Below are 23,259 nucleotides of genomic sequence, written 5' to 3' on the forward strand. Positions count from 1 at the left end.
AAATCATTCCATCGCGTAAATTTCTTCGCCCACCTGCACACGATCGCCCGCGCGAAGCTTCGCGCGCTTGCGGAGTTCCACTTCTCCATTCACTTTCACCAATCCTTCTTCCACCATGACTTTCGCTTGTCCGCCGGTATCAGCAAGGCCGATCACTTTCAGCAGTTGGATCAGCTCGATGTGATCGCCTTCGATCCTGAATTTTTCCATCAGATTTTTACCCCGGCCCTTATAATATTCAGCGCTCCTCCCGCTTTGAACCACTCGATCTGCTGCGCGTTGTACGTGTGATTCACGCTGATATCTTCTGAACTTCCATCATCATGATGGAGAACGAGCGCCAGTGATTTGTTCGGCGCAAACGTGGTGAGCCCGGTGATATCGATCGAATCATTTTCACGGATCTTATTGTAATCTTCTTTATTCGAAAATGTCAATGCGAGCATTCCCTGTTTTTTCAGATTCGTCTCGTGTATGCGCGCAAACGATTTCACGAGCACAGCACGCACACCCAGATGACGCGGCTCCATGGCTGCGTGCTCGCGCGATGATCCTTCCCCGTAATTTTCATCACCCACAACAATGGATCCCATCTTCTCTGCTTTGTAGGCACGCTGCACTTTCGGCACTTCATCATAATTTCCGGTCAGCTGATTCTTCACACTGTTTTGTTTTTCATTGAAGAAATTCGTAGCGCCGATGAGCATGTTGTTCGAAATATTATCGAGATGCCCGCGGAATTTCAGCCACGGTCCTGCCATGGAAATATGATCCGTTGTGCATTTTCCTTTTGCCTTGATGAGCAGTTTCAGATTATTCAGATCGGTTCCTTCCCACGCTGCGAACGGATCGAGTAACTGCAACCGTTTTGAATCGGGAGAAACTTTTACTTCCACATTACTTCCGTCAGTTGCCGGCGCCTGGTAACCTGCATCTTTTACATCGAATCCTTTTTTCGGAAGTTCATCTCCGTTCGGTGCGTCGAGTTTTACTTTTTCTCCATTTTCATTGATGAGATAATCGGTCAGCGGATTAAAAGTAAGATCTCCCGCAATAGCAAGCGCCGTAACGATCTCCGGCGATGCAACGAACGCATGCGTATTCGGATTTCCATCATTGCGCGCAGAAAAATTCCTGTTGAACGAATGAACAATTGTATTTTTTTCTTTTTTGTCGGCTCCGGTTCTGCTCCACATTCCAATACACGGGCCACATGCATTTGCAAAAACGTGCGCGCCTATTTTGTTGAATGTGGCAATGAATCCATCGCGCTCTATCGTGTAACGCACCAACTCAGAACCCGGCGTGATCGTGAAAACCGATTTCGGTTTCAGATTTTTTGCAGCCGCCTGCTCAGCGAGAGAAGCCGCACGCGCAATATCTTCATAGGAAGAATTCGTGCACGAACCGATCAAACCTACTTCCACATTTTTCGGCCAGCCGTTTTTTTCTGCAGCCGCTTTCATTTGAGAAACAGGTGTTGCAAGATCCGGAGTGAACGGACCGTTGATGTGCGGCTCGAGTTCGGTAAGATTTATTTCAATGACCTGATCAAAATATTTTTCCGGAGATACGTACACTTCTGCGTCGGCAGTAAGATGTTCTTTCACTTTGTTCGCGAGATCTGCAATTTCTGCGCGCGAGGTGGCACGCAGGTATCTTTCCATCGAATCGTCGTAAGCGAAAGTGGAAGTTGTTGCGCCTATCTCCGCTCCCATATTGCAGATCGTTCCTTTTCCGGTGCAGGACATTGCGGTCGCTCCTTCACCGAAATATTCCACGATCGCACCCGTTCCTCCTTTTACTGTGAGAATTCCTGCCACTTTAAGTATCACATCTTTCGGCGAGGTCCATCCGTTTAATTTTCCGTTGAGTTTTACACCAATGAGTTTCGGCCATTTCAATTCCCACGGAAGTCCGGCCATCACATCGCACGCATCTGCTCCACCAACACCGATCGCGATCATACCAAGTCCGCCGGCATTCACCGTGTGCGAATCTGTTCCAATCATCATTCCTCCGGGAAATGCATAATTTTCGAGCATCACCTGGTGAATGATCCCGGCTCCCGGTTTCCAGAAACCAATTCCGTATTTGTTGGAAACGGAAGAAAGAAAATCGTACACTTCTTTATTTTCTTTAGTCGCAAAAGTGAGGTCTTCTCCTGCGCCGATCTTCGCAGTGATGAGGTGATCGCAATGAACGGTAGATGGCACCGCCACTTTTTTTCTTCCCGCCTGCATAAATTGCAGCAACGCCATTTGCGCAGTTGCATCCTGCATGGTCACACGATCGGGATTGAAATCGACATAATCTTTTCCGCGCTCGTAAGCTTTCGACGGAGATGCATTTACAAGGTGCGCATAAAGAATTTTTTCAGTTAGAGAAAGCGGGCGTCCGGCAAGTTTGCGTGCAGCTTCAACTTTTGCAGGAAGAGCGGCGTAAACTTTTTTAATCATGTCGAGATCGAAAACCATAGAGCAGAATTTTTTTGTGATTTATTTTTTTGAGGATTAGGAGAACAAATTTACAAATTCGTTTCGTGGGAATTGAGTAAATTTGAAATAGAAATTCGTTTCTGATTTTTTTTGGAGCGGAACAGCGTAGCCTTAAATTCTCTTTTGCTCCGGTCATCGCTATTACTCCTCGCTATGTTTTTTTCCTGTGAACTTTCATCCGCTGCGGGGTAAAACGCTTCTGCCCGGGCTATGGACTCAAACCTTCATCACTTCTGATTCTCTTTTTTTTCGCCGGAACTGAAAACTGAAAACTTACAACAATTCCCTAATTTCACACCATGAATTTTGCATTCCGTGAAAATCTAAGCAGCAGTTGGTCGTCCATTCGCGGACAAGCGCTGCGCGCATTTCTCACGATGCTCATCATTGCACTCGGCATTACCGCGCTCGTGGGAATTCTCACGTCGATCGATGTGCTGAAAGGATCACTCAACAGCAACTTCACGAGCATGGGCGCGCACACATTCACGATACGCAACAAGGAAACGCGCATACGCGTGGGCAGGAGAGGAAAACGCCCGAAGAAATTCCGTTCCATTACTTACAAAGAAGCGATGGATTTTTCGAAGCGTTTCGATTTTCCTGCTACTGTTTCTGTTTCCACGATGGCTTCGTTCAACGCAACACTGAAATACAAATCGAAAAAAAGTAACCCGAATGTACAGGTCATCGGTTCGGATGAAAATTATCTTGCGTGTTCAGGATACGAACTGTCGGGCGGAAGAAATTTTACCGCGAATGAAATTCTCTCCGGCGATCATGTAGTGATCATTGGCCACGACATGGTGGTGAATCTTTTTAAAGGAGTGGATCCGATAGGAAAAGAATTGAGCGTGGGCGACGGAAAATACCGCGTGATAGGAACACTCGCATCAAAAGGAAATGCGATGGGATTCGGCGGCGATAAAATGGCGCTTTTACCAATAGAAAATGTGCGGCAATATTTTTCGCGGCCCGATATGACCTTCACGGTAAATGTTCTCGCGCGCAATTCCGCTATCATGGATTACACGATCAGCGAAGCGACCGGTTTGTTCCGCATCATCCGCAAAGTAGATCCCGACGAAGACAATAATTTCGAGATCACGAAGAGCGATAACATTGCGACAACGTTGATTGATAATCTGCGTTATGTAAGTATGGGGGCAACGATCGTGGCCATCATCACATTGCTTGGTGCTGCGATCGGTTTGATGAACATCATGCTCGTGTCGGTGACCGAGCGCACACGTGAAATAGGAATAAGAAAAGCGCTTGGTGCAACACGTTCTTCTATTCGCAATCAGTTTTTAACCGAAGCCATTCTCATCACACAGATCGGCGGATTGTTCGGAATTATTCTTGCACTTTCTCTCGGAGGCATTCTTGCATTTTTCATGAAGTCGCATTTTGTTACGCCGTGGTTATGGATCGCGCTGGGACTGGCCATCTGTTTTCTCGTCGGGCTCATCTCCGGAATTTATCCTGCCATCAAAGCATCAAAGCTGGATCCGATAGAGGCGCTGCGGTACGAATAAAAAATTCGAGGATTCAAAAATTATACTTCTTTAATCAGGAAACTAACATCTCAATTTTTCCAATAATTAGAGTTTATATCGATTAAGAGTTGTATAACAATGATTGCAAGCGCTCCATTATTAAAAACGGAGCATTTGCAAGGCATTCCCGATGCTCAGTCTGATTCATTTGAATGTCAAAAAGTTTCCTGTTTCGCATTTAGTATCTAATTCTTCCCGAATAAAAAAAGGCCGCTCTTCCGAACAGCCTTCTTTTTAAAAGAGTTTTAAATTATTCCGCTACCACTTCGAATTTGAATTGTGCAACAACTTCTTTATGTAAACGGACTTTTGCGTTATACACACCGAGTGTTTTCACGGTATCAGCATTTTCAATAGTGATGTTTCGGCGATCGACATCAAATCCTTGTTGACGAAGGCCTTCATTGAGTTGCACCGCGGTAACTGATCCGAAAATTTTTCCGTTTTCACCTGCTTTGGTTGCAACCTTCACGGTCATTTCAGAAAGTTTTTTTGCATTCGCTTCGGCTTCGGCTTTCACCTTGGCTTCTTTGTGTGCGCGTTGTTTCACATTTTCTGAATGCACTTTTTTCGCTGATGCATCGGCAAGCAATGCAAGTCCGCGCGGGATCAGGTAATTTCTTCCGTAACCCGGTTTCACGTTCACAACGTCGTCTTTATAGCCGAGATTGCGGATATCCTGTTTGAGAATTACTTCCATGTTTCGTTCCTCCTTATTTAAGTTGATCAGCTACGTAAGGAAGCAAAGCAAGATGGCGTGCGCGTTTAACCGCGGTGCTCACTTTTCGCTGGAATTTTACGGATGTTCCGGTCAGTCGGCGGGGAAGTAATTTTCCCTGCTCGTTCACAAACTTCAGAAGGAAGTCGGCGTCTTTGTAATCGATGTATTTGATGCCTGCTTTACGGAAGCGGCAATACTTTTTCTTTTTCACCTCAACAGATGGAGGATTGAGATAGCGGATCTCTGATGTATTTTCTGCCATGACTTTCTTTGTTGAGATTAGTTAGCGGTTTCTTTTTTCTCCGCAGCTTTTGCGGCATCTTTTTTCGCTTTTGCTTTTGCGCGGCGTTTCTCGGCATAAGCAGTTCCGTTCTTGTCGAGTTTCACAGAAAGGAAACGAAGCACGCGCTCGTCGCGTTTGAAAGTTACTTCGAGTTCAGCAAGTGCATTGCCGTCTTTGGCAGTGTACTCAAACAAATGGTAATGGCCGGTGGACTTTTTCTGGATCTGGTAAGCCAGCTTTCTCAGGCCCCAGGATTCCTCATGAACGATAGTTGCGCTGAGGTCTTTTACAGACTTGCGGAACTTGCCCACCGCCTCCTTTGCCTGTTCTTCAGACAAAACGGGAGTTAAAATGAAGACGGTTTCGTAGTGATACATGATTTGTTTTTGATTTTAATTTGATACCCCGACACCTTGTCCGGGCATTTTCCCTCTTTTACAAGGGACGGCAAAGGTACTATTTTCATGGAATCCGGCAATAAGGATGCTTTGAAATGCAATTAATAAGGAAAATAATATTGCACCGCCAGTCAAAAAATCCATCTGTTGAATCCGGATGAAAAGCATCAGTTTTATGTAAAACCATAATCAGTTCGTAAGAGTTGAAAATGCCTACTTTCGCAGTCAAACCTTCGAACCCTATTGATCGTATATGTTGAGTAATTACAGCGTTATTTCATTCCCTCCTGAACGCGGTATTTTTCAATAATAACGATCTTAAAAATAATAATTATGAAAAACCTTACTTCTTTCAGGGGAACTGCATTATTAATTGCTACAGCAATAAGTTCCTTATTATTTTCCCAGTCTCCGAGTTATGTTTGGGCTAAAGGTGTTGGCGGAACCGGAGCAGACCAGGGAATGGTAAATAAAACAGACGGCGCAGGAAATGTGATCGTGGCCGGTACATTCAGCGGCACAGCAGATTTTGATCCCGGTGCCGGGACTGCCAATCTTATTTCTGCCGGCAGTACTGATATTTTCATTGCGAAATATAATTCCACTGGAGATTACACCTGGGCTTTTGGCCTCGGATCGACAAATAGTGATTCGCCCGGTGATTTTGCAATTGATGGTTCCAACAATATTGTAGTTACCGGTGGATTCATTGGAACGGTAGATTTTGATCCGGGTGCAGGTGTAGCCAATCTTACTTCTGCAAGTGGAAGCACACCTGATATTTTTATTGCGAAATATGATGCTTCAGGAAATTATGTTTGGGCAGAAAGGATAGGAAGCAGTACCGGTGGTGACCAGGGAAAAGGAATTGCTTTTGATTCGGGTGGAAATATTATCATCTCCGGATATTTTTTCGGTACGGCGGATTTTGATCCTGGTGCAGGAACAGCAAACCTGGTTTCTTTCGGATCGTTTGATGCCTGCCTCGCCAAATATGATGCTTCCGGAAATTATATCTGGGCAAAAAAAATGGGAGGAGTGAGTTCGGATCAGGGCGGTCGTATCGCTATTGATGGCAGCGGCAATATAGACTTCACGGGCACTTTCAATGGAACTGCAGATTTTGATCCTTCTGCCGGGGTTGCCAATCTTACTTCAGCCGGAGCTACCGATATTTTTCTTGGTCAATATAATTCTTCAGGAAGTTATTTGTGGGCCGACAGGATCGGTGGAACTCTTGCTGATCAGTCGAGCGGAATTGGTACTGATGGAAGTAATAATGTTTTGTTGAACGGATATTTTAACGGAACAGCCGATTTTGATCCGGGTGCCGGAACTGCGAATCTTGTTTCTGCAGGAGGAAGTGATATTTTTCTTGGGAAATATTCTTCGGCCGGAGCTTATGTATGGGCTGGTAAAATGGGTGGAACACTCACTGACCAGGGATCCGGATTGGTGGTTGACGGTAGTGGTAATTCATATACAACAGGTTTGTATACCGGCGCTGCAGATTTCGATCCTTCTGCTGCGAATGCAAATCTTATTTCTGCCGGCTCAACCGATGCGTTCATGGCCATGTATAATTCTTCCGGTGCTTATGTTTCAGCAAAATCAGTTGGAGGAACCGGTGGCGATGCCGGAAATAATATTACTCTGAATTCTTCCGGCGATCTTATTGTAGCAGGATATTTTTCCGGCACTGCAGATTTTGATCCTTCTGCTGCAACAGCAAATCTTGTTTCTGCAGGAAGCACAGATATTTTTTACGGAGATTACCTGATGTGCACTTTTGCTACCGCTTCACTTTCTTCACAAACTAATGTGAGTTGTAATGGCGGAAGTGATGGAAGTGCAACAATAACTGCTGGTGGTGGAAGTAGTTTCACTTATTCATGGGCTCCATCCGGTGGTACTGCGGCAACAGCTTCCGGATTGACCGCCGCAACTTACACATGCACCGTCACAAATCAATGCGGAAATACTGCAACGCAAACAGTGATCATTACTCAACCTATTGCAATTACTTCATCCATTTCTTCTCAAACCAACGTAACATGCAATGGAGGAAATGATGGTTCTGCAACAGTGAGCGCTTCCGGCGGTACCGGCGCATTCACTTACAGTTGGTCACCAAGTGGTGGATCTGCTGCAACAGGAACTTCTCTTTCCGCGGGTACCTATACCTGTACGATCACTGACGCGAACGGATGCACGCATACGCAAACTGCAACTATTACTCAGCCATCAGGAATTCTTTCATCAATCTCATCACAAACCGACAATACTTGTTTCGGCGGATCATCCGGATCCGCTACAGTTTCTGCTTCCGGCGGAACCGGTGCATTAACTTATTCCTGGTCACCAAGCGGTGGAACTGCTTCAACTGCCAGCGGCCTTGCTGCAGCGACATACACATGCACGATCACCGACGCGAGCGGATGCACGCACACGCAAACTGTTACCATTACTCAACCAACAATTATCACAACATCTGTTTCTTCACAGTCAAATGTAAGTTGTAACGGGGCGAATGACGGATCAGCTACTATTGCTGCTTCAGGTGGAACACCGGGTTATACTTATTCATGGGCACCGAGTGGCGGATCGGCTGCTTCTGCATCCGGACTTTCTCCGGGAACATACACGGTGACAGTGACCGATGCCAATGGTTGTGTTGTAACACAAACCCTCACTATTACTGAACCAGCCGTTCTCGTCGCTTCAACCGGTGGCAACGCTACAATCTGCGCCGGATCTTCAACAACACTTACAGCAGGATCGTCAGGCGGAACAGCAGTGGTAACTTTCAACTGGATGCCCGGTTCTCTCAGCGGAAGTTCTGTTTCTGTAAGTCCGGCCGCTACTACTACTTACACTGTTACTGCTACCGATGCTCATGGTTGCACCAGTACAGCAACATCAACCGTAACTGTAAATCCTTTGCCAACTGTAACCGCTTCTGCAAGTCCGGCAAGCATGTGTTCAGGAAATTCTTCTACGCTTACTTCAACCGGTGCAACAACCTATTCCTGGAATCCCGGATCGATGAGCGGTGCAAGTGTTTCAGTTTCTCCAGTGGCAACAACAACTTATACTGTAACAGGAACAGATGGAAACGGATGTGTGAACACAGCTACAGTTACCGTCACGATAAATAATTGTGCGGGATCTATGCTTACTCCAACATGGTGCGGGGCAACACTCACTTCAATGACGCAGAATTTTTACTGGACCGCAACATCGGGCGCAACCAATTATCACATTCGTGTACAGAATGCTTCATTGGGATACAGCCAGGTCGTTACAAGAACAAATAATCTTACCTATACCAATCTTGGTGTTTTCACAGGAATATTATACAGCACTACTTACAATGTAGATATCTCTGCTTACGTAGGGGGAGTTTGGGGAGCTTATGGAAATGTATGCACACTCACTACACCACCAACACCAACTTCACAATTGACGGGCGCTTCCTGCGGAGCAACCGGTGTAACGAATGCTACTAATCTTTATTACTCTGCTGTTACCACTGCAACCAATTACAAGATCCGCATGTCGAATGCCGGCCTCGGTTACAGCCAGATTTTAACGAGAGGAAATAATTCAACCTACTACCGGATCAGTTCATTCACCGGGCTTCTCACGAACACCACTTACAACGTAGATATTTCTGCATACGTCGCTGGTGTGTGGGGCGCTTATGGAACTGTTTGTACGATCACCACAGCATCGGCGCTCAGATATGCTGCGCCCGATGATCCGAATGGAAATTCCGATGCAGCTTCTTTCAGTGTCTATCCGAATCCTTCGCCCAACGGATCATTCAACGTAAGTCTGAATTCATTCGGTAACGACCAGGGCAGTGCTCAGATAGAAATGTTCGACCTGCTCGGGAATCTCGTTTATGCGCAATCTTATGCATACAGTTACGGCGATATTATCACAGTGGAATCTCCTGCAGAATTAGTTACCGGAATTTATGTGATGCGTATAACTGCAAATGGAATTTCAGTGAATGAAAAAGTTTCCATCGAACGATAAATCATTGAAATTATTGCCAGGAAAACCTCCTTTCACCGGGAGGTTTTTTTATGGAGATGTTTCAGCAGCATTTTTTTTCTCCTGCATTTATCCCTGCACGTATCTTTATTCCGATTTCAGCGTTATTCAATTATAACCACAGATCCATGCGGGGAAGCGGTATTATTTTTTTTCTGTCTTTCGTTTTCGTTCCGCTGACCGGAATTTCTGCGCCGGCATCGCAACAGGATTATAATCGTGCGCAATATTCTCTTTCCGTCAACCAGAAAAAAACAGAACGATTTTTTCCCGATACAATTTCAGGAACAGAATTTTTAAAACTGGAAACACCCTTCGCAAAAGCAGATTTCATTAATGAAAAAGAAATAACGAATCTGCGCGGACTTATCATCACCAAAGTTCAGCTCGTGTACACCACATTCGCCGTTTCTTCTTCGTTCAATCAGCAGCAACTGAATCTTCAGCGATTGAAAAATCTTTTCGCACTTGATCCCGGAATTTTTTCTTCTGCTCTTACCGAATGGCAACTCGTGGGACAAACCGGCGCAACTTCACCTGAAACAGGAAGAACTTTTTTTCATGGGTTCGTCATCTATTATCGCCCGGCTTCTTCCGATGAAGAATTAAAAAACGAATTCAGTTATATCGAAAATATTTTCAGATCGGTTGATAAGAAAGGAAGTTCAGGAATTCATTCCGACAGCATTCGCACCGGCGATAAAATTCTCACACTTCCCGATGGATCGAAGATCACGCTCGACCGGAATATCCCGGAAGACAGTTTGTGGAGATACCTCCGGCCTTCGTACAGGGGACTCAGCGTGATCGATGCGCGATATAACAACAGGGAACATTCTTCCATTCGAGTAACTGAGCAGGCGCAAAACGGAAATAAACTCGTGCGCATCTGGAGCCTGGAAGATCATTATGCAAAACCGGAAGCAGAAAATGAATTCAAGCTGAATCCCAATGATCCCGATTCAGTTGTACTCTCCGCTTTTCACCGCAACAACTGGAAAAATACGATCATCGTTACCGACGTCACATCGAGCATGTCGCCGTACACCGCTCAAACACTTTCCATCATTTCTTCATTGACATCGCAGAAAAAAATTGCGGCCTGTATTTTTTTCAACGACGGAGACGGAAAAAAAACAGAGAAAAAAAATATCGGAAGTACGGGAGGCATTTATATGTGTACTGCTGATTCTTTCGATACGATCCTCAACACCGCTCAACTTGCAATGAAAAACGGGAATGGCGGTGATATTCCGGAAAATGATCTTGAGGCAATAATTTACGGCGTGAATAAAATAAATTCGGTGAGCGACGTTGTGCTTATCGCAGATAATTATTCTTCGCCGCGCGATCTCGAACTCGCCGATAAGATAGGCAGGCCGGTTCACATTATTCTCTGCGGTGCGCGCGTTGCAGTAAATCCTGATTATCTTTTTCTCGCGCGACAAACCGGCGGAAGCATTCACACACTGACGCAGGATATTTATGATCTCGATAAATTGAAAGACGGTGATGTGATCGTGATTGGCCGGCAACATTTTCTCCTGCACGGCGAACATTTTGTTTGCACCGATACATGGGATGATCCTAAGTAGTACGAAATACGAAAATTCTACTAAAAGTTACTAAATACGAATTGATACGAAAAACGGAAACCTAGCCAAAATTCTGTTAGCGGAAAAGTTCATCTTCCATACAATAATTCCTTTCGTACTTTCGTAGGTGTTTAGCATTTAGTAACATGAAAGAAAACGAACTCGCTGAAAAAGTTGTCTCAAAAATGTACGACAACGATTGGTTTTCCCAATGGCTCGGAATAGAACGGTTGAAAGTGGAACCGGGAAGTTGCATTCTTAAAATGACGGTGAGAAAAGAAATGCTCAACGGATTTGCGATCGCGCACGGGGGCATCACCTACTCGCTCGCGGATAGCGCGCTCGCGTTCGCGTCGAACAGCCACGGAAAAAAAGCAGTGTCGGTGGAAACTTCCATTTCTCATCTCGAACAATTGCACGAAGGCGACGTGATCACTGCCGTTGCAGAAGAAAAAAGCAGGTCGAATAAAATTGCCGTTTATCACATCACAGTAAAAAATCAGAAAGAAGAAATTGTTGCGCTGTTTAAAGGAACTGTTTACCGCATGAGCAAGGATTGGTTTCCTGCTGCGGAATAATTTTTTTTTCTAACTGCCGCTGCTTCCTTTTGCCGCTACAATTGATACACTCTCTTTTTTACAAAGGAGATTTCAGTAGAACAAAAAATAATATTGCCACAGATCTTCACTGATTATTTTCACACCTGCCCGCCTTCCATTTCTGTGTTTTTAGAGATGCCCTAATTATTATCCTGACTTCCGCTTCTGACTTCTGCTTACTTTTTCCTCTTCACTTTTCCATTGAGCGAATTGCGTTCCCAGAAAAATCCATCATGATATCCCTGTATGGAATTATCTTTTTTGATCTTTAAAATTCTTTTTTCTCCCCAGCAGCAATACTCGGCGTTCATTTCGATGCCGCAATAATGCCGGCCGAGTTTTTTTGCAACAACGGAAGTCGTTCCTGAACCAACGAACGGATCGAAAACAATTCCGTTTTCCGGGCAACTTGCGAGAATGAGTTTAGCAATGAGTTTTTCCGGTTTCTGCGTCGGATGATCGGTATTCTCCGGCATGGACCAGTACGGAACGGTGATATCGTCCCAGAAATTAGAAGGGAAAGTCATTCTGAAATTTCCGTGTTCGGTTTCTTCCCATCCTTTCGGTTGCCCATTCACTTTGTAAGGCGCAATGACTTTGCGTTTCAGTTTTACTGCATCGACATCGAAAAAATATTTTTTTTCATTCCTCACACCGAACCAGATATCTTCCATTCCGTTCTTCCAGTTCTTCGAAGCGCCGCGGCCTTTTTCACGCTGCCACGTAATCCGATTAAGCACAAAAAGATTTTCCGACATCACCTGTTGCAACATCATCGTATTTTTCCAGTCACCGCAGAGATAAAGTGAGCCGTTTGGTTTCAAACATTTCACAATGCGCGGGAACCAGGAGCGGAGATAACTGAGATAATTTTCGTCGGAAGAATTGCGGAAACGATAACCGTGAAAATCTTTATTGAGATTGTAAGGTGGATCAACGATAATAAGATCGGCAAAACGCTCAGGAAGATGATTGACCACGCTGAGCAAGTCGGCGCAAATAGTTTTATCGGAAATATTTTTTTTTGTGAGTATCGTTCCGTTATTGAAAAAAAGAATTCTCTTCCTGAGTTTTTTTTTCTCGGGAGGAAGCAAAGTGAGCGTACGGTTTCGCGGTGCTCTTTTTTTCATTGCGGAAGTTTTCGCCCCGCAAAAATAAGAGCATTGTGACAGGAATGACTTTTCTATTGAAGAATTATCGGAACTTATCTTGCAAATTGGCATTTCACCACTAAAATCCCAAATGAAAAACCCCAAATTCCAAACAAGGAGTATTCTTCGTCGATTTTCGGAATGCTGGATTTCTCTATTTGGAATTTTTGATTTGGAATTTTCAGGTTACCTGTTTTCTTCCCGGTTCCCGTTATTTTTCTTCATCACCTCTGCAAATCGTTCCCCTGTAATGCGGCTCTGCATCCATACAGTAAAATCAAAATAATCAAGGATGCGTTTTTCCGCAGGCGATTCCGCAAGTTTCAGCATTTCGTCGCGCAAAGGAATAAGGGCGTTCTTCAATTCATTTTCGGTGTGGATACCCGGAAGATCTTTCCGCAGAAAACGAAGAAGAAGCATCTCGATCCCGGAAATATTTTTCTTTTTTACAAGATACCGGTAAGCCGACCTCACAAAATATTCCATGGACGATTCCGTTCCGAGTTCAAAATGAAGAATGAGATTCAGCAAATGCGAAATGCCGGTGATGTCCTGCCGTGCTTCCGATCTTTCATTCAGAATACGATTAATCCATTGCAAGGATCTCCGGAATTCCCCGGCGCCGAAATAAGTGTAGGCAAAACTGTAGCGATAACTTGCCTGTGTGCTCGCCGGAATTTCTTCACCCATCGATTCGAATGGTTGCGTGATCTGCTCCACTAATTTTTTTCCTTCTGCGAATTCTCCGGAGTGAATGTAATAATGCAACATGGAACTGCATGCACCGAGCAATCTCACCTGCACCGTATGATTTGATTTCCATCGTTCATCTTCCAGCATGATGAGAACTTTTGAAAAAGTAGAATGCAGGTCGCGGAAATGTTGTGTGTATTCGCAAGTGACAATGAAGTTGGCCAGCGCTGAAGCATACAATTGCGGTGCGAGTGCGATCTGTACAGGATTTTTTTCGATGTGAAGGATCAGTGCTCTTCGCTCGGAGAAGGTGGAATTCCAATCGCTCTTCATCATGTGATACATTCCCATCAGGTTGTGATAAAAATAATATTCCTGGTAAGCATCCGGTTTCGCGATCTCACCTTTGCGCAATGGTTCTATTATTTTTTCCAGCGAACGAATGTCTTCTTCCTTCGACAACATTCCTTTCGACACGAACAAACGATGAATGCGGTGAAGTAAAGTCCGATAACGATTAATGGTACGTACCGTTTTCAAAACGCGTTCACCTTCTTCGAGCAATTCTTCCACTTCATTTTCTTCTCTCGGAATATTCAGCGTTTCATTCAGCACACGTTCTTCCCAGGAGATCAATTCATACAGCAACACATGCCGCTGAAGTTCTTTCGCTTTTCTTTTTGTTTTGCGGATGAGTTTGAGGCATTGCTTCATCAAACGTTTTTCATACAGCACTTCGATCTCGCTGAGAATATTCCGCATGCGCATCTCTTCGCCCGAGTAGGCGTGCGCAACGCGCAGGGATTCGATCACCAGGTCGTGAAGATATTTTTTCAGATTTGCGAAACGTGCGGAAGTGAGTTGTGGAAATTTTTTACGAATCTTTTTTTCGTCATAAATTTTCTGCGAAAGCAAAGCGTTGAAAAGCTGCACATAAATTTTTCCACCCGCACGCTCATGCCCTGACACGAATGCGTGAAATTTTTTGCGTTCAGAGACATTCAGCGAACGCACCAATTCATGAAGATCGGAGGTAGGAATACGGGACATTTTTCGGAATATTTCAGTTCAGAATGATCGATTTGTTTTATTATAAATAATTAGTTTTAGTCATTTATTTTCAATGCTTTATATAATTATTATTTCATTTGAATTCAAATATAAAAGAAATTATGAATTGGACGCACATATAGGTCGTTCTACATTTGATTCATCAACCCGTTTATTTTTTTTCCTAAGAACCAAAACCGAAACTCATGAAAAAAATCTACTCACTCACTTCGATCGGGATGCTGCTTTTCTGCGCAAATATTTCTGCGCAATGGTGCACACCGACAACTGCGATCCCTTATGATGCGAATATGCCGGGTGTAACGCATTACATCTGCAACACGATCAACCGCACTTCTGCTGCCTGCGAAAATTATCCGAACAATAACTATGTTCTCGCAACAAACACTACGACGCTTACACGCGGCTCAGCATACAACGTGTCGATCACTTTCACGATTGACGCAAGTATTTGTCCCGATATGAATCTTCGTGTGTGGATCGATTACAACCAGGACGGACAATTGGATGATCCGGGCGAAACGGTGGTCACCGCGAATAATCAGTTGCCGGGAACTTACAGTGCATCTATCACTATTCCTGCAACAGCAACACTCGGAAGTACGCGTATGCGCGTGACTGCAAAAATGACTTCGAATGGCGGGCACACACTTCCAACTCCGTGCGACAACCCTGCAGATCCGCTGGGCTATCACGGAGAATTTGAAGATTACAATGTGACGATCAGCGCACCAACGGGAATCGATCAGGTTAATGATCTTATCTCTTCGCTGAATGCTGTTCCGAATCCGGGAACGATAGACAACACTGTGATCCATTATTCGCTTGCGAATGCATCACCGGTGAATATTACGATGACCAACATTGCCGGGCAAACAATAACCCTCGCTGCCAGTGAAAATCCGCAGGTAGCCGGCGATCACTACATCTCCCTAACGGATGTGGGCACAACGATCCCTTCAGGAATATATCTCGTGTCCCTGAACGCCGGAAACCAAAGGCAGACTATGCGGATTGTTATTCTCAACGAATAATAACTGTCAATGAACGAAGCGTCCCGTCCCACGGCAAACAGGGATCGGGGCGCTTTTTATTTTTACATTTATTCAAATGAAATACGCGCTGCTGCTTACTCCTTTTTTATTTTTCATTTGCATTGATTCCTGTAAATACGACAAAGCGAATCCCATTCCCGGATGTACTGCAGCGAATTCATCCTGGTCGCATTCGGTGAATTCGATCGTACAATCGAAATGCGCAGTGAGCGGATGTCATGTGAACGGTGCGTACACGGGCGACTTCACCACGTGGGGCGGAGTTAAAATGCGGGTTGATGACGGAACTTTCAAATCGCGCGTATTCGATCTTCACGTAATGCCGCCCGCAGCTTCCCCGCAATTGACGAGTGAAGAATATCAGTCATTGAAGTGCTGGTATGATGCAGGGGCTCCTAACAACTAGTCATTGGTAATTGTGTTTCGCTAATTGAATTCTCCGAATGACTATTGACCAATGGCCAATCACTTTTTCTTTTTCCCTTCCGAAATCATCATCTGCGGATCTTTCTTTTTCGAAAAAATATTTCTGAACGGGTAGATCATCTGTCCCATGAAATTCTGCGGAACCTCTTTATCGGGAACTCCGAGTTGCGGTTGAATTTTAGGGTCGCCGGGCAAATAAAAAGTCCGGAAGAGAAGATCCCAGAAAACAAGAACAGATGCGTAGTTCACTCCAAATTTTCGCGGAATATTTTTTGCATGATGCCAGTAATGCGTGTTCGGTGTGATGATGATCTTATTCAGTATCCCGAAATTTACTTTCACATTGCAATGAGAAAAGAAAACGAGAAAATAGGCGATCCACATATAAAGCGCAGTGCAGACAATATATTTTTCGTCGGAATAGCCGAGCAATCCCATCGGTATCCATCCGAACGGGCGCAGCACAAGATATTCCATGAAATGAAAATGCCGCGTTGATGCAAAGCCAAGCGTTTCCTGCGCGTGATGAATTTTGTGAAAACGCCAGAAGAAATTGATGCGGTGCAGAAGATAATGCGCAATGAATTGCGAAAAATCCATCACAATGAAAAATACCAGGAATTGAAGAATGAACGGAAGTTTACCCAGGTTCGCCAATGGAAAACTAACGCCGATATTTTTCATGCCATTCGTGAAAACAAATTCGATCGTGTACGTGAGCGCGATAAAACCGATGATGCCGAAAAGAAAATCGATGAAGAATAAATAAAACAGGTCGAGAAAAAAACCCTTTCGCCCGAGCACCGAATAATTTTTATTCCTCGGAAGTATTTGCTCGAAAATAAAAGTCGTGATCCACACTACAATGAGCGCCCAGAACGGATTTTCCCAGAATTTATAATTCTGTCCCGACGGATGCCGGATCATGGTGATCACCGCATCCGGAACCTTGCTGAATAAACTGGAAAAATATCCGCTGATAGTATCGGTGGAAAGCTGCATAGTACGAATTACTGTTGTACGAATTACGAATTTCTCGAAGTACGAAATACGAATAAGCGAATTTACGAAATGGGAAAGTGAAATGGTAAATCAATTCCACAGTACACCGCTTTTTATCCTATCCTGTCAGAATTTTCCACCTAAGCTGCGGCGGCGACGGCGGCGATGATGAAATATTTTTTTACCCGGCAATGGCGCAAGCATTTCTTTCCCACTAAGAGAAATTCCATTCAGATGCCGATCCATAATGATCAGCATAAATCCGGTCTTGTAATCCAATGAGCCGGTATAACGATATTCATAACTCATACCGGCAGAAAATTTCATGTGAAAGATCTCGGTAGAATCATGGCCGGAAACCACAAGACTGAATTCTCCTCTTTCATCGGTGATGGTTTCTCCCAATTCATTTCCATTATTATCATAGAGAAAAACAGCAGCGCCGGGTATCGGTTTGTAATGATGTTCCTTCTCCACAATGCCACTGATGGTAAAAACTTTTTTATTTTCTTCTCCGGGAATTGAATTCACACGAATGTTAGCATTGATCTTATTCGTGAGTGTGAACATTCCAACGAACATCGCAGCCGCATAACCGATCGCATTTTTCCAGTTCTGCCAATAGGAAGGTTCCCGCATCTGTTCCGGGCGAAACATTCCGCACATTTCTTCCTTCCCTTTTTTCTGAATGAATTTTATCAGTTCTTCATCGCTCATCTTCGTAAAATCGCGCACCACTTTCACACACACGTTACAAAAACGACCGCCATCCACTTCGGGCATCTGCTCAAAGTTCATGGGACAGGAAAATTTCAGGTCGACTGTAGGGTTAGCAGACTTCATTATGAAAATGAAAGTTAGGGAAATTTTACGCGGAAAAAAAATTACGTCGAAGGCACTCCAGCACAAATGGAAACTTTTTTCCACAACACATATTGTTTTCCATTCCAGCGGTAAAAAGTATACACACAACCTGAATTCTGAAAACGCAGGTCATTCATTCCTTTTGTTTTATGTTCGAGCACATCGGGATAAAAGTCCGCTTCAAAATCGCCCACCAATTGATAATGGCGCGAGTTGATCTCTTTCAATAAATATTTTTTGTCGAGCATATCTTCTGCAAGAATGTAAGTGAAAAGTGTATCGCCGAAATTCACATATTGAAAATTAATATGATCATACGGCAGTAAACTCGCTGTATCAGATTTCGTAATCACTTTGCGGATCTCCTCTTCCGGATCGGCCGGAGATGGATTTGAATATTCCACAAATTCTTTTCCATTGTAACGGAAATAATGCGGAACATCGGAATACCACGCGGAATACCAGACCATGAAATCACGAATTCCATTATGAGAAATGTTCAGCACCGAATCTATTGCGCCGCAATCCTCATACAATTGCTGCACGTTTCCATCTTCATTCGCGCGCACAGCCACGAGCGTGTATCCGCAACTTCCGCCCGCGTAGCCCGCCTCCGTCTGCACGAGATAAGTTTCATTCGTATCGTCGCTAATGTCCCAGATCTTTGTATTTCCACTATCGGGTTCATAATAAGTTTCACCCACAAGATCGGAATCGCGAGGAAGAATTTTGTGTAGCAGATCCATCATATCGCCGGAAAATTTTCCGGGTTTCTTATGACAAAAGTCCGTTGAGATTGTTCCGGTAACTATCGGCGAAATTCCCGGCATGCGGTATTTTTCGCGGGAACAACAAGCGCAGAAAAAAATTGCCTTGAATAAAAACAAAATAAAAAAATAATTTCCGTTCCGTTTCACGAATGAAATGTAGAATAGAAAAAAATTAAATTGAATACATTCAGGATAAGTGCGGAAATTTCAGAACAAGTGTCTGCTTTTACTTAAAGATCATTCTCCCGTAGAGCGCTCCAGCGTACAATAAGATCCAAGTACATTGGTCTTGTCGTAAAAATAACTGAACGTGATAAAATTCTCATCGATCTTCGTGAGTACCACTCTTCCCTTATCCACGCAACTGTCGAGATTTTCTGTGATTTTTTCTTTGAATTCCGCAACATGTTCATCACTCTTCACAAGCGACCAGTGCCCTTTGCACGGAACAGAAGGATAGTCAATATCGTAAGTTCCCGTTCTCGGATCGGCAGTGAATTTCATGGTCCACGTAGTTGTTGGATTCCTGATCTGGTAACCGATACCGGTCCACGTACCGGCAAACCAACTCGTGCTGTCGCCCTGCACGAAGGAGAAAAAAATAAAAAGCACTGGAAAAAGGAGAATACGTTTCACCGGGATTATTTTTTGGTTGTGGAAAGTTACTGTTCTTTTCCGGCGAAACAAAAAATTGCTCAATGCTGCACAATGAATTTGCCGGCAGTTCTTCTTTCCTTAACAAAATTTTCAAACGAATAAAAATAAATTCCATTGCTGAATAAAGAAAAATGAAGATGATAATTTTTCGCACGAATAAAGATACTCCTGCTCCCTGCGAATTCACGAACAGGAAAGTCCCATTCTTCAATCTGTCAAGAGCAACTTCTTCCAAAAAAAAACCGGAACATTTCGCCCCGGTTTCGTTTATTAGCACATTCGCACTTCGCATATTCGCACGTCACGCTCAGCGTGGCGAATTCGCAATTCGTTCCCTACGATAACTTCTTTTTAAGATTAGTATCCAACGCGGATAGAAAATCTTCTGTGTTCAGATAATGTTCGCCGAGTTTCACATTATTTCCGTGCGCGCATATCGCGAGATCTTTTGTCATCTTTCCGCTCTCAATTGTTTCCACGCAAACTTCTTCCAATGCTTTTGCAAAACGAATGAGTTCCGCATTGTTGTCAATTTTCCCTCTGAATTCCAGTCCGCGTGTCCATGCAAAAATACTTGCAACGGGGTTTGTCGAAGTTGGTTTTCCCTGCTGGTGCTCGCGGAAATGACGCGTCACTGTTCCGTGCGCCGCTTCTGCTTCCATTATTTTCCCGTCGGGTGTTACGAGAACGGAGGTCATTAATCCGAGAGAGCCGAATCCCTGCGCAATAGAATCGCTCTGCACATCTCCATCATAATTTTTGCAGGCCCACACAAATTCTCCGTGCCATTTCAAGGCAGAAGCAACCATGTCGTCGATCAAACGATGCTCGTAAACTATTTTCGCTTCTTTGAATTTTGTTTCAAACTCATTTTTATAAATTTCTTCGAAAATATCTTTGAAGCGCCCGTCGTATTTTTTCAGGATCGTATTTTTTGTAGAGAGATAAAGCGGCCATTTTTTATTCAGCGCCACATTCATGCACGCATGCGCGAATCCTTTTATCGATTCATCCGAATTGTACATCGCCATCGCCACACCGTCGCTTTTGAAATTATATACTTCCCAATTCTGCGCCTCTCCTCCGCCATCAGGAACGAACGTCATCGTCAACTTTCCTTTCCCTTTTATCACCACATCTGTCGCGCGGTATTGATCACCAAATGCGTGACGTCCTACAATAATTGGTTTCGTCCAGTTCGGCACAAGGCGCGGAACATTTTTACAAACGATCGGCTCGCGGAAAACAGTTCCGTCCAGGATATTCCGGATCGTTCCATTCGGAGATTTCCACATCTGTTTCAGCGAAAATTCTTTCACGCGCGCTTCATCGGGAGTGATCGTCGCACATTTTATTCCCACCTGGTATTTTTTTATTGCTTCCGCAGAATCAATCGTGACTTGATCATTTGTTTCGTCACGATGTTCAATTCCGAGATCATAATATTTTATGTCAATGTCGAGATACGGAAGGATTAGTTTTTCCTTTATGAATTTCCATATCACGCGTGTCATTTCATCTCCGTCGAGTTCCACAACAGGATTCGCAACTTTTATTTTTGTCATAATGTGTTTGGTGTTTTTCCAAAGGACTCCTTCGGAGAGGTCAGAAATTTTTGAGAAGCCCGAAATTACGAATAGACGTGAGATGTGAGACCCTCCTTCGTAAAAAACTTCGGCGGGCAGGCTTGAGACTTGAGATTTTTTTATTGGGCGTGCCCCATGAAGCGTCGCAAAGCGTCTGCTTCATGGGTCGGGCTGCTCCGGGCTCCACTTCGTTGCGGTGCGCTGCACCAGGCCCTGCACATCCCTCACGCAAAGAAAGTTATTCGGTAAATATAAAAATCCTCGTTTCATTTCACCTGTGCATTACGGGTCAAACCTGATAATCCTTATGCAACACGGAAAATCGCGGGGATCAATGAACTTTAAAAGAGTAAAACTCTTTAGCGGGAATTTTGGATCTTGAATTTTTGAATTACTTCGCCGCATTCGCAGCCGCGACAGTAATATCCAGCGCTTGTATCGCAAACTCCGGCGTGTACATTTTCTGAATTCCAATTGTACTCGGCGCGGAATTATTATCCAGCGCAAGCCAAACTGTATTCCCGTAAATTTTTATTTCAGTGTATCTCCAGTTGCGCAGAAGTTGTGCGAGTTCTTGTGACGAAGCAACTTTCCCTCCGGCAGTAGGATCATTGGTATAAATATCAATTCCTGTTTTCAATTGCGATCCGGGAATATTCTGCTTCGGCATATCAGGGCCGCTTCCGGTTACAAAATCCTGTATGCGCTGGCTCGTATGCGAAAGCAATCCCGGTGTTTCATAAAGTGTAACAGGAGAAAAATTTGCACTCGCATTCAACGTCACATGAAGTCGCGGATACATTGCGTTCTTTCCGTAAGCATTTGAATTTCCCGAAGAAATTAAATTGATCGCAGACATTACATTTCCGCTCATGGAATATTGCAGATGCACAGTGTAACCTTTATAATTTCCCCGAAGGCCATCGTTGGTTACCTGCAATCCTGTTCGCCGTGCGAGATCGGGAAAAAAATTATTCGCTCCCGCGCGTGCTTTACGAGTGGAACGAAGGACAAGGGGAACAACAATGAGGGCGAGTAAAACAAAAACGCCGATGCCGATATACATTCCGTATTGCGACATATCAATTCCGTCTGGCATGAGTGTGTGGGTTTGGTGTAATTCAAATTTAGAATAAAAATCCAAAAAACAAAGAACTTAGAAATTAGAACGGTATTTCAACTGCCCCTGCCAACTGACAACTTTCCCTATCTTTGGTTTCCTAAAAATTCACCTATGAGAACCATCGCATTTCGTGAAGCATTACGTGAAGCATTGAATGAAGAAATGCGGCGCGATGAAAAAGTTTTTCTCATTGGTGAAGAAGTTGCCGAATACAACGGCGCTTACAAAGTTTCGCAGGGAATGCTCGCGGAGTTCGGAGCGAAAAGAGTCATTGATACTCCGATCGCCGAACTTGGTTTCGCAGGAATTGCTGTTGGAGCAGCGATGAATGGATTGCGTCCTGTTGTGGAATTCATGACTTTTAATTTTTCGCTCGTAGCAATAGACCAGGTCATCAATGCTGCTTCTAAAATGCTGGAGATGTCGGGCGGGCAATTCAATATTCCAATGGTGTTCCGCGGACCGACCGGAAATGCAGGTCAACTCGGTGCGCAGCATTCGCAGGCATTTGAAAACTGGTATGCGAACTGCCCGGGATTGAAAGTTGTGGTTCCGTCAAATCCTGCAGATGCGAAAGGACTTTTGAAAACTGCGATCCGCGATAATGATCCTGTCATTTTTATGGAATCGGAATTAATGTATGGCGATAAAGGAGAAGTTCCCGAGAGTGAATATTTAATTCCCATCGGTGTCGCCGATGTAAAACGCGAAGGCCATGATGTGACGATCGTTTCATTCGGAAAAATTATCAAACATGCTTACAACGCTGCTGATGAATTAGCGAAAGAAGGAATTTCTGCAGAGATCATTGATCTGCGTTCGGTGCGTCCCATCGATTATGCTGCAATCATCCGCTCCGTAAAAAAAACAAATCGTTTGGTCATTCTCGAAGAGGCATGGCCGCTCGCAAATATTTCTACCGACATTACTTTTCATGTTCAGAAAAATGCGTTTGATTATCTCGACGCGCCCATACAGCGCGTGGTGAATGCAGATGTGCCGCTCGCATACGCGCCTACGCTCATTGAAGCCGCATTGCCTAATCCCGCAAAAGTGATTGATGCCGTGAAGCAGGTGATGTATGTGGCGTAAAACAATTTTTTTATTTTTTGATTTTTCATTTTTGATTTGCATTCGATAGGCCTT

The 23,259-nt window shown here is 44.2% G+C and carries 21 protein-coding genes; 8 read left to right on the forward strand and 13 right to left on the reverse strand.

Annotated elements, in window-relative coordinates; genetic code table 11:
* Positions 1–3: 3 nt before the first annotated feature.
* Together HY064_05795 and HY064_05800 are read right to left on the reverse strand one after the other, a co-directional pair.
* The gene (locus HY064_05795; protein MBI3510156.1) at positions 4–210 is read right to left on the reverse strand and encodes an RNA-binding S4 domain-containing protein; all 207 of its coding nucleotides are present in this window, start codon (positions 208–210) and stop codon (positions 4–6) included.
* The gene (locus tag HY064_05800) at positions 210–2,477 is read right to left on the reverse strand and encodes an aconitate hydratase (protein MBI3510157.1); all 2,268 of its coding nucleotides are present in this window, start codon (positions 2,475–2,477) and stop codon (positions 210–212) included. The genes HY064_05795 and HY064_05800 overlap by 1 nt, the downstream gene beginning before the upstream one ends.
* A gap of 320 nt (positions 2,478–2,797) precedes the next feature.
* Here HY064_05800 and HY064_05805 point away from each other — a divergent pair, with 320 nt between their 5' ends.
* On the forward strand, positions 2,798–4,036 hold the full coding sequence (locus HY064_05805) for an ABC transporter permease (protein ID MBI3510158.1): 1,239 nt from the start codon (positions 2,798–2,800) through the stop codon (positions 4,034–4,036).
* A 271-nt stretch (positions 4,037–4,307) separates the two neighbouring features.
* Here the strand turns inward: HY064_05805 and HY064_05810 are convergent, their stop codons facing one another.
* From HY064_05810 to HY064_05820, 3 genes are read right to left on the reverse strand one after another with little or no spacing between them, the layout of a single operon-like run.
* Positions 4,308–4,757: a 50S ribosomal protein L9 gene (locus HY064_05810; protein MBI3510159.1), complete on the reverse strand. Its 450-nt coding sequence runs from the start codon at positions 4,755–4,757 to the stop codon at positions 4,308–4,310.
* A gap of 13 nt (positions 4,758–4,770) precedes the next feature.
* Positions 4,771–5,040, reverse strand: a complete 270-nt coding sequence (locus tag HY064_05815) for a 30S ribosomal protein S18 (protein MBI3510160.1) — start codon at positions 5,038–5,040, stop codon at positions 4,771–4,773.
* Positions 5,041–5,057: 17 nt separating this feature from the next.
* Entirely contained in the window at positions 5,058–5,438 is a 381-nt protein-coding gene (locus HY064_05820) for a 30S ribosomal protein S6 (GenBank protein ID MBI3510161.1), read from the reverse strand.
* Between the two features lie 354 nt (positions 5,439–5,792).
* On the opposite strand from HY064_05820, the gene HY064_05825 reads away from it, so the two are divergent.
* The 4 genes from HY064_05825 (at position 5,793) to paaI (ending at position 11,694) form a co-directional block, all read left to right on the forward strand.
* Complete coding sequence (locus HY064_05825; GenBank protein MBI3510162.1) at positions 5,793–9,503, forward strand: T9SS type A sorting domain-containing protein; 3,711 nt, start codon at positions 5,793–5,795, stop codon at positions 9,501–9,503.
* A complete protein-coding gene (locus HY064_05830; GenBank protein ID MBI3510163.1) occupies positions 9,478–9,639 on the forward strand; it encodes a hypothetical protein in 162 nt (53 codons plus the stop codon). Before HY064_05825 ends, HY064_05830 begins: the two co-directional genes overlap by 26 nt.
* A 10-nt stretch (positions 9,640–9,649) precedes the next feature.
* On the forward strand, positions 9,650–11,116 hold the full coding sequence (locus tag HY064_05835) for a hypothetical protein (protein MBI3510164.1): 1,467 nt from the start codon (positions 9,650–9,652) through the stop codon (positions 11,114–11,116).
* Positions 11,117–11,262: 146 nt separating this feature from the next.
* Positions 11,263–11,694: a hydroxyphenylacetyl-CoA thioesterase PaaI gene (gene paaI, locus HY064_05840; protein ID MBI3510165.1), complete on the forward strand. Its 432-nt coding sequence runs from the start codon at positions 11,263–11,265 to the stop codon at positions 11,692–11,694.
* 197 nt (positions 11,695–11,891) lie between these two features.
* On the opposite strand, the gene HY064_05845 is transcribed toward paaI, so the two are convergent.
* Together HY064_05845 and HY064_05850 are read right to left on the reverse strand one after the other, a co-directional pair.
* On the reverse strand, positions 11,892–12,845 hold the full coding sequence (locus HY064_05845) for a site-specific DNA-methyltransferase (GenBank protein MBI3510166.1): 954 nt from the start codon (positions 12,843–12,845) through the stop codon (positions 11,892–11,894).
* Between the two features lie 207 nt (positions 12,846–13,052).
* Positions 13,053–14,609, reverse strand: coding sequence for a hypothetical protein (locus HY064_05850; GenBank protein ID MBI3510167.1), 1,557 nt, complete (start codon positions 14,607–14,609; stop codon positions 13,053–13,055).
* 206 nt (positions 14,610–14,815) lie between these two features.
* Here HY064_05850 and HY064_05855 point away from each other — a divergent pair, with 206 nt between their 5' ends.
* Together HY064_05855 and HY064_05860 are read left to right on the forward strand one after the other, a co-directional pair.
* Positions 14,816–15,664 carry a T9SS type A sorting domain-containing protein gene (locus HY064_05855; protein ID MBI3510168.1) on the forward strand — a complete coding sequence of 283 codons (849 nt, stop codon included), beginning with the start codon at positions 14,816–14,818 and terminating at the stop codon, positions 15,662–15,664.
* Positions 15,665–15,740: 76 nt separating this feature from the next.
* Positions 15,741–16,091 carry a hypothetical protein gene (locus tag HY064_05860; protein ID MBI3510169.1) on the forward strand — a complete coding sequence of 117 codons (351 nt, stop codon included), beginning with the start codon at positions 15,741–15,743 and terminating at the stop codon, positions 16,089–16,091.
* A gap of 59 nt (positions 16,092–16,150) precedes the next feature.
* On the opposite strand, the gene HY064_05865 is transcribed toward HY064_05860, so the two are convergent.
* The 6 genes from HY064_05865 to HY064_05890 all read right to left on the reverse strand — a co-directional run bounded on the left by HY064_05865 (position 16,151) and on the right by HY064_05890 (position 22,089).
* Entirely contained in the window at positions 16,151–17,113 is a 963-nt protein-coding gene (locus tag HY064_05865; protein MBI3510170.1) for a sterol desaturase family protein, read from the reverse strand.
* A 126-nt stretch (positions 17,114–17,239) separates the two neighbouring features.
* A complete protein-coding gene (locus tag HY064_05870) occupies positions 17,240–17,911 on the reverse strand; it encodes a carboxypeptidase regulatory-like domain-containing protein (GenBank protein ID MBI3510171.1) in 672 nt (223 codons plus the stop codon).
* An 86-nt stretch (positions 17,912–17,997) separates the two neighbouring features.
* On the reverse strand, positions 17,998–18,807 hold the full coding sequence (locus HY064_05875) for a hypothetical protein (protein ID MBI3510172.1): 810 nt from the start codon (positions 18,805–18,807) through the stop codon (positions 17,998–18,000).
* A 177-nt stretch (positions 18,808–18,984) separates the two neighbouring features.
* Positions 18,985–19,383: a hypothetical protein gene (locus tag HY064_05880; GenBank protein MBI3510173.1), complete on the reverse strand. Its 399-nt coding sequence runs from the start codon at positions 19,381–19,383 to the stop codon at positions 18,985–18,987.
* A 356-nt stretch (positions 19,384–19,739) separates the two neighbouring features.
* The gene (locus HY064_05885) at positions 19,740–20,969 is read right to left on the reverse strand and encodes an isocitrate dehydrogenase (NADP(+)) (GenBank protein ID MBI3510174.1); all 1,230 of its coding nucleotides are present in this window, start codon (positions 20,967–20,969) and stop codon (positions 19,740–19,742) included.
* A 412-nt stretch (positions 20,970–21,381) separates the two neighbouring features.
* Positions 21,382–22,089 (reverse strand): hypothetical protein, encoded by a 708-nt coding sequence (locus HY064_05890; protein ID MBI3510175.1) that lies wholly within the window; start codon positions 22,087–22,089, stop codon positions 21,382–21,384.
* A 135-nt stretch (positions 22,090–22,224) separates the two neighbouring features.
* On the opposite strand from HY064_05890, the gene HY064_05895 reads away from it, so the two are divergent.
* The gene (locus HY064_05895; GenBank protein MBI3510176.1) at positions 22,225–23,205 is read left to right on the forward strand and encodes a pyruvate dehydrogenase complex E1 component subunit beta; all 981 of its coding nucleotides are present in this window, start codon (positions 22,225–22,227) and stop codon (positions 23,203–23,205) included.
* Positions 23,206–23,259: the final 54 nt, after the last annotated feature.

It is taken from the genome of Bacteroidota bacterium (assembly GCA_016194975.1).
Taxonomy (GTDB): Bacteria; Bacteroidota; Bacteroidia; order Palsa-965; family Palsa-965.

Coding starts and splice junctions, on each gene's coding strand:
- HY064_05795 (MBI3510156.1), bottom strand. CDS start 210: ATGGAAAAATTCAGGATCGAAGGCGATCACATCGAGCTGATCCAACTG.
- HY064_05800 (MBI3510157.1), bottom strand. CDS start 2,477: ATGGTTTTCGATCTCGACATGATTAAAAAAGTTTACGCCGCTCTTCCT.
- HY064_05805 (MBI3510158.1), top strand. CDS start 2,798: ATGAATTTTGCATTCCGTGAAAATCTAAGCAGCAGTTGGTCGTCCATT.
- HY064_05810 (MBI3510159.1), bottom strand. CDS start 4,757: ATGGAAGTAATTCTCAAACAGGATATCCGCAATCTCGGCTATAAAGAC.
- HY064_05815 (MBI3510160.1), bottom strand. CDS start 5,040: ATGGCAGAAAATACATCAGAGATCCGCTATCTCAATCCTCCATCTGTT.
- HY064_05820 (MBI3510161.1), bottom strand. CDS start 5,438: ATGTATCACTACGAAACCGTCTTCATTTTAACTCCCGTTTTGTCTGAA.
- HY064_05825 (MBI3510162.1), top strand. CDS start 5,793: ATGAAAAACCTTACTTCTTTCAGGGGAACTGCATTATTAATTGCTACA.
- HY064_05830 (MBI3510163.1), top strand. CDS start 9,478: ATGAAAAAGTTTCCATCGAACGATAAATCATTGAAATTATTGCCAGGA.
- HY064_05835 (MBI3510164.1), top strand. CDS start 9,650: ATGCGGGGAAGCGGTATTATTTTTTTTCTGTCTTTCGTTTTCGTTCCG.
- paaI (MBI3510165.1), top strand. CDS start 11,263: ATGAAAGAAAACGAACTCGCTGAAAAAGTTGTCTCAAAAATGTACGAC.
- HY064_05845 (MBI3510166.1), bottom strand. CDS start 12,845: ATGAAAAAAAGAGCACCGCGAAACCGTACGCTCACTTTGCTTCCTCCC.
- HY064_05850 (MBI3510167.1), bottom strand. CDS start 14,609: ATGTCCCGTATTCCTACCTCCGATCTTCATGAATTGGTGCGTTCGCTG.
- HY064_05855 (MBI3510168.1), top strand. CDS start 14,816: ATGAAAAAAATCTACTCACTCACTTCGATCGGGATGCTGCTTTTCTGC.
- HY064_05860 (MBI3510169.1), top strand. CDS start 15,741: ATGAAATACGCGCTGCTGCTTACTCCTTTTTTATTTTTCATTTGCATT.
- HY064_05865 (MBI3510170.1), bottom strand. CDS start 17,113: ATGCAGCTTTCCACCGATACTATCAGCGGATATTTTTCCAGTTTATTC.
- HY064_05870 (MBI3510171.1), bottom strand. CDS start 17,911: ATGAACTTTGAGCAGATGCCCGAAGTGGATGGCGGTCGTTTTTGTAAC.
- HY064_05875 (MBI3510172.1), bottom strand. CDS start 18,807: ATGCCGGGAATTTCGCCGATAGTTACCGGAACAATCTCAACGGACTTT.
- HY064_05885 (MBI3510174.1), bottom strand. CDS start 20,969: ATGACAAAAATAAAAGTTGCGAATCCTGTTGTGGAACTCGACGGAGAT.
- HY064_05890 (MBI3510175.1), bottom strand. CDS start 22,089: ATGCCAGACGGAATTGATATGTCGCAATACGGAATGTATATCGGCATC.
- HY064_05895 (MBI3510176.1), top strand. CDS start 22,225: ATGAGAACCATCGCATTTCGTGAAGCATTACGTGAAGCATTGAATGAA.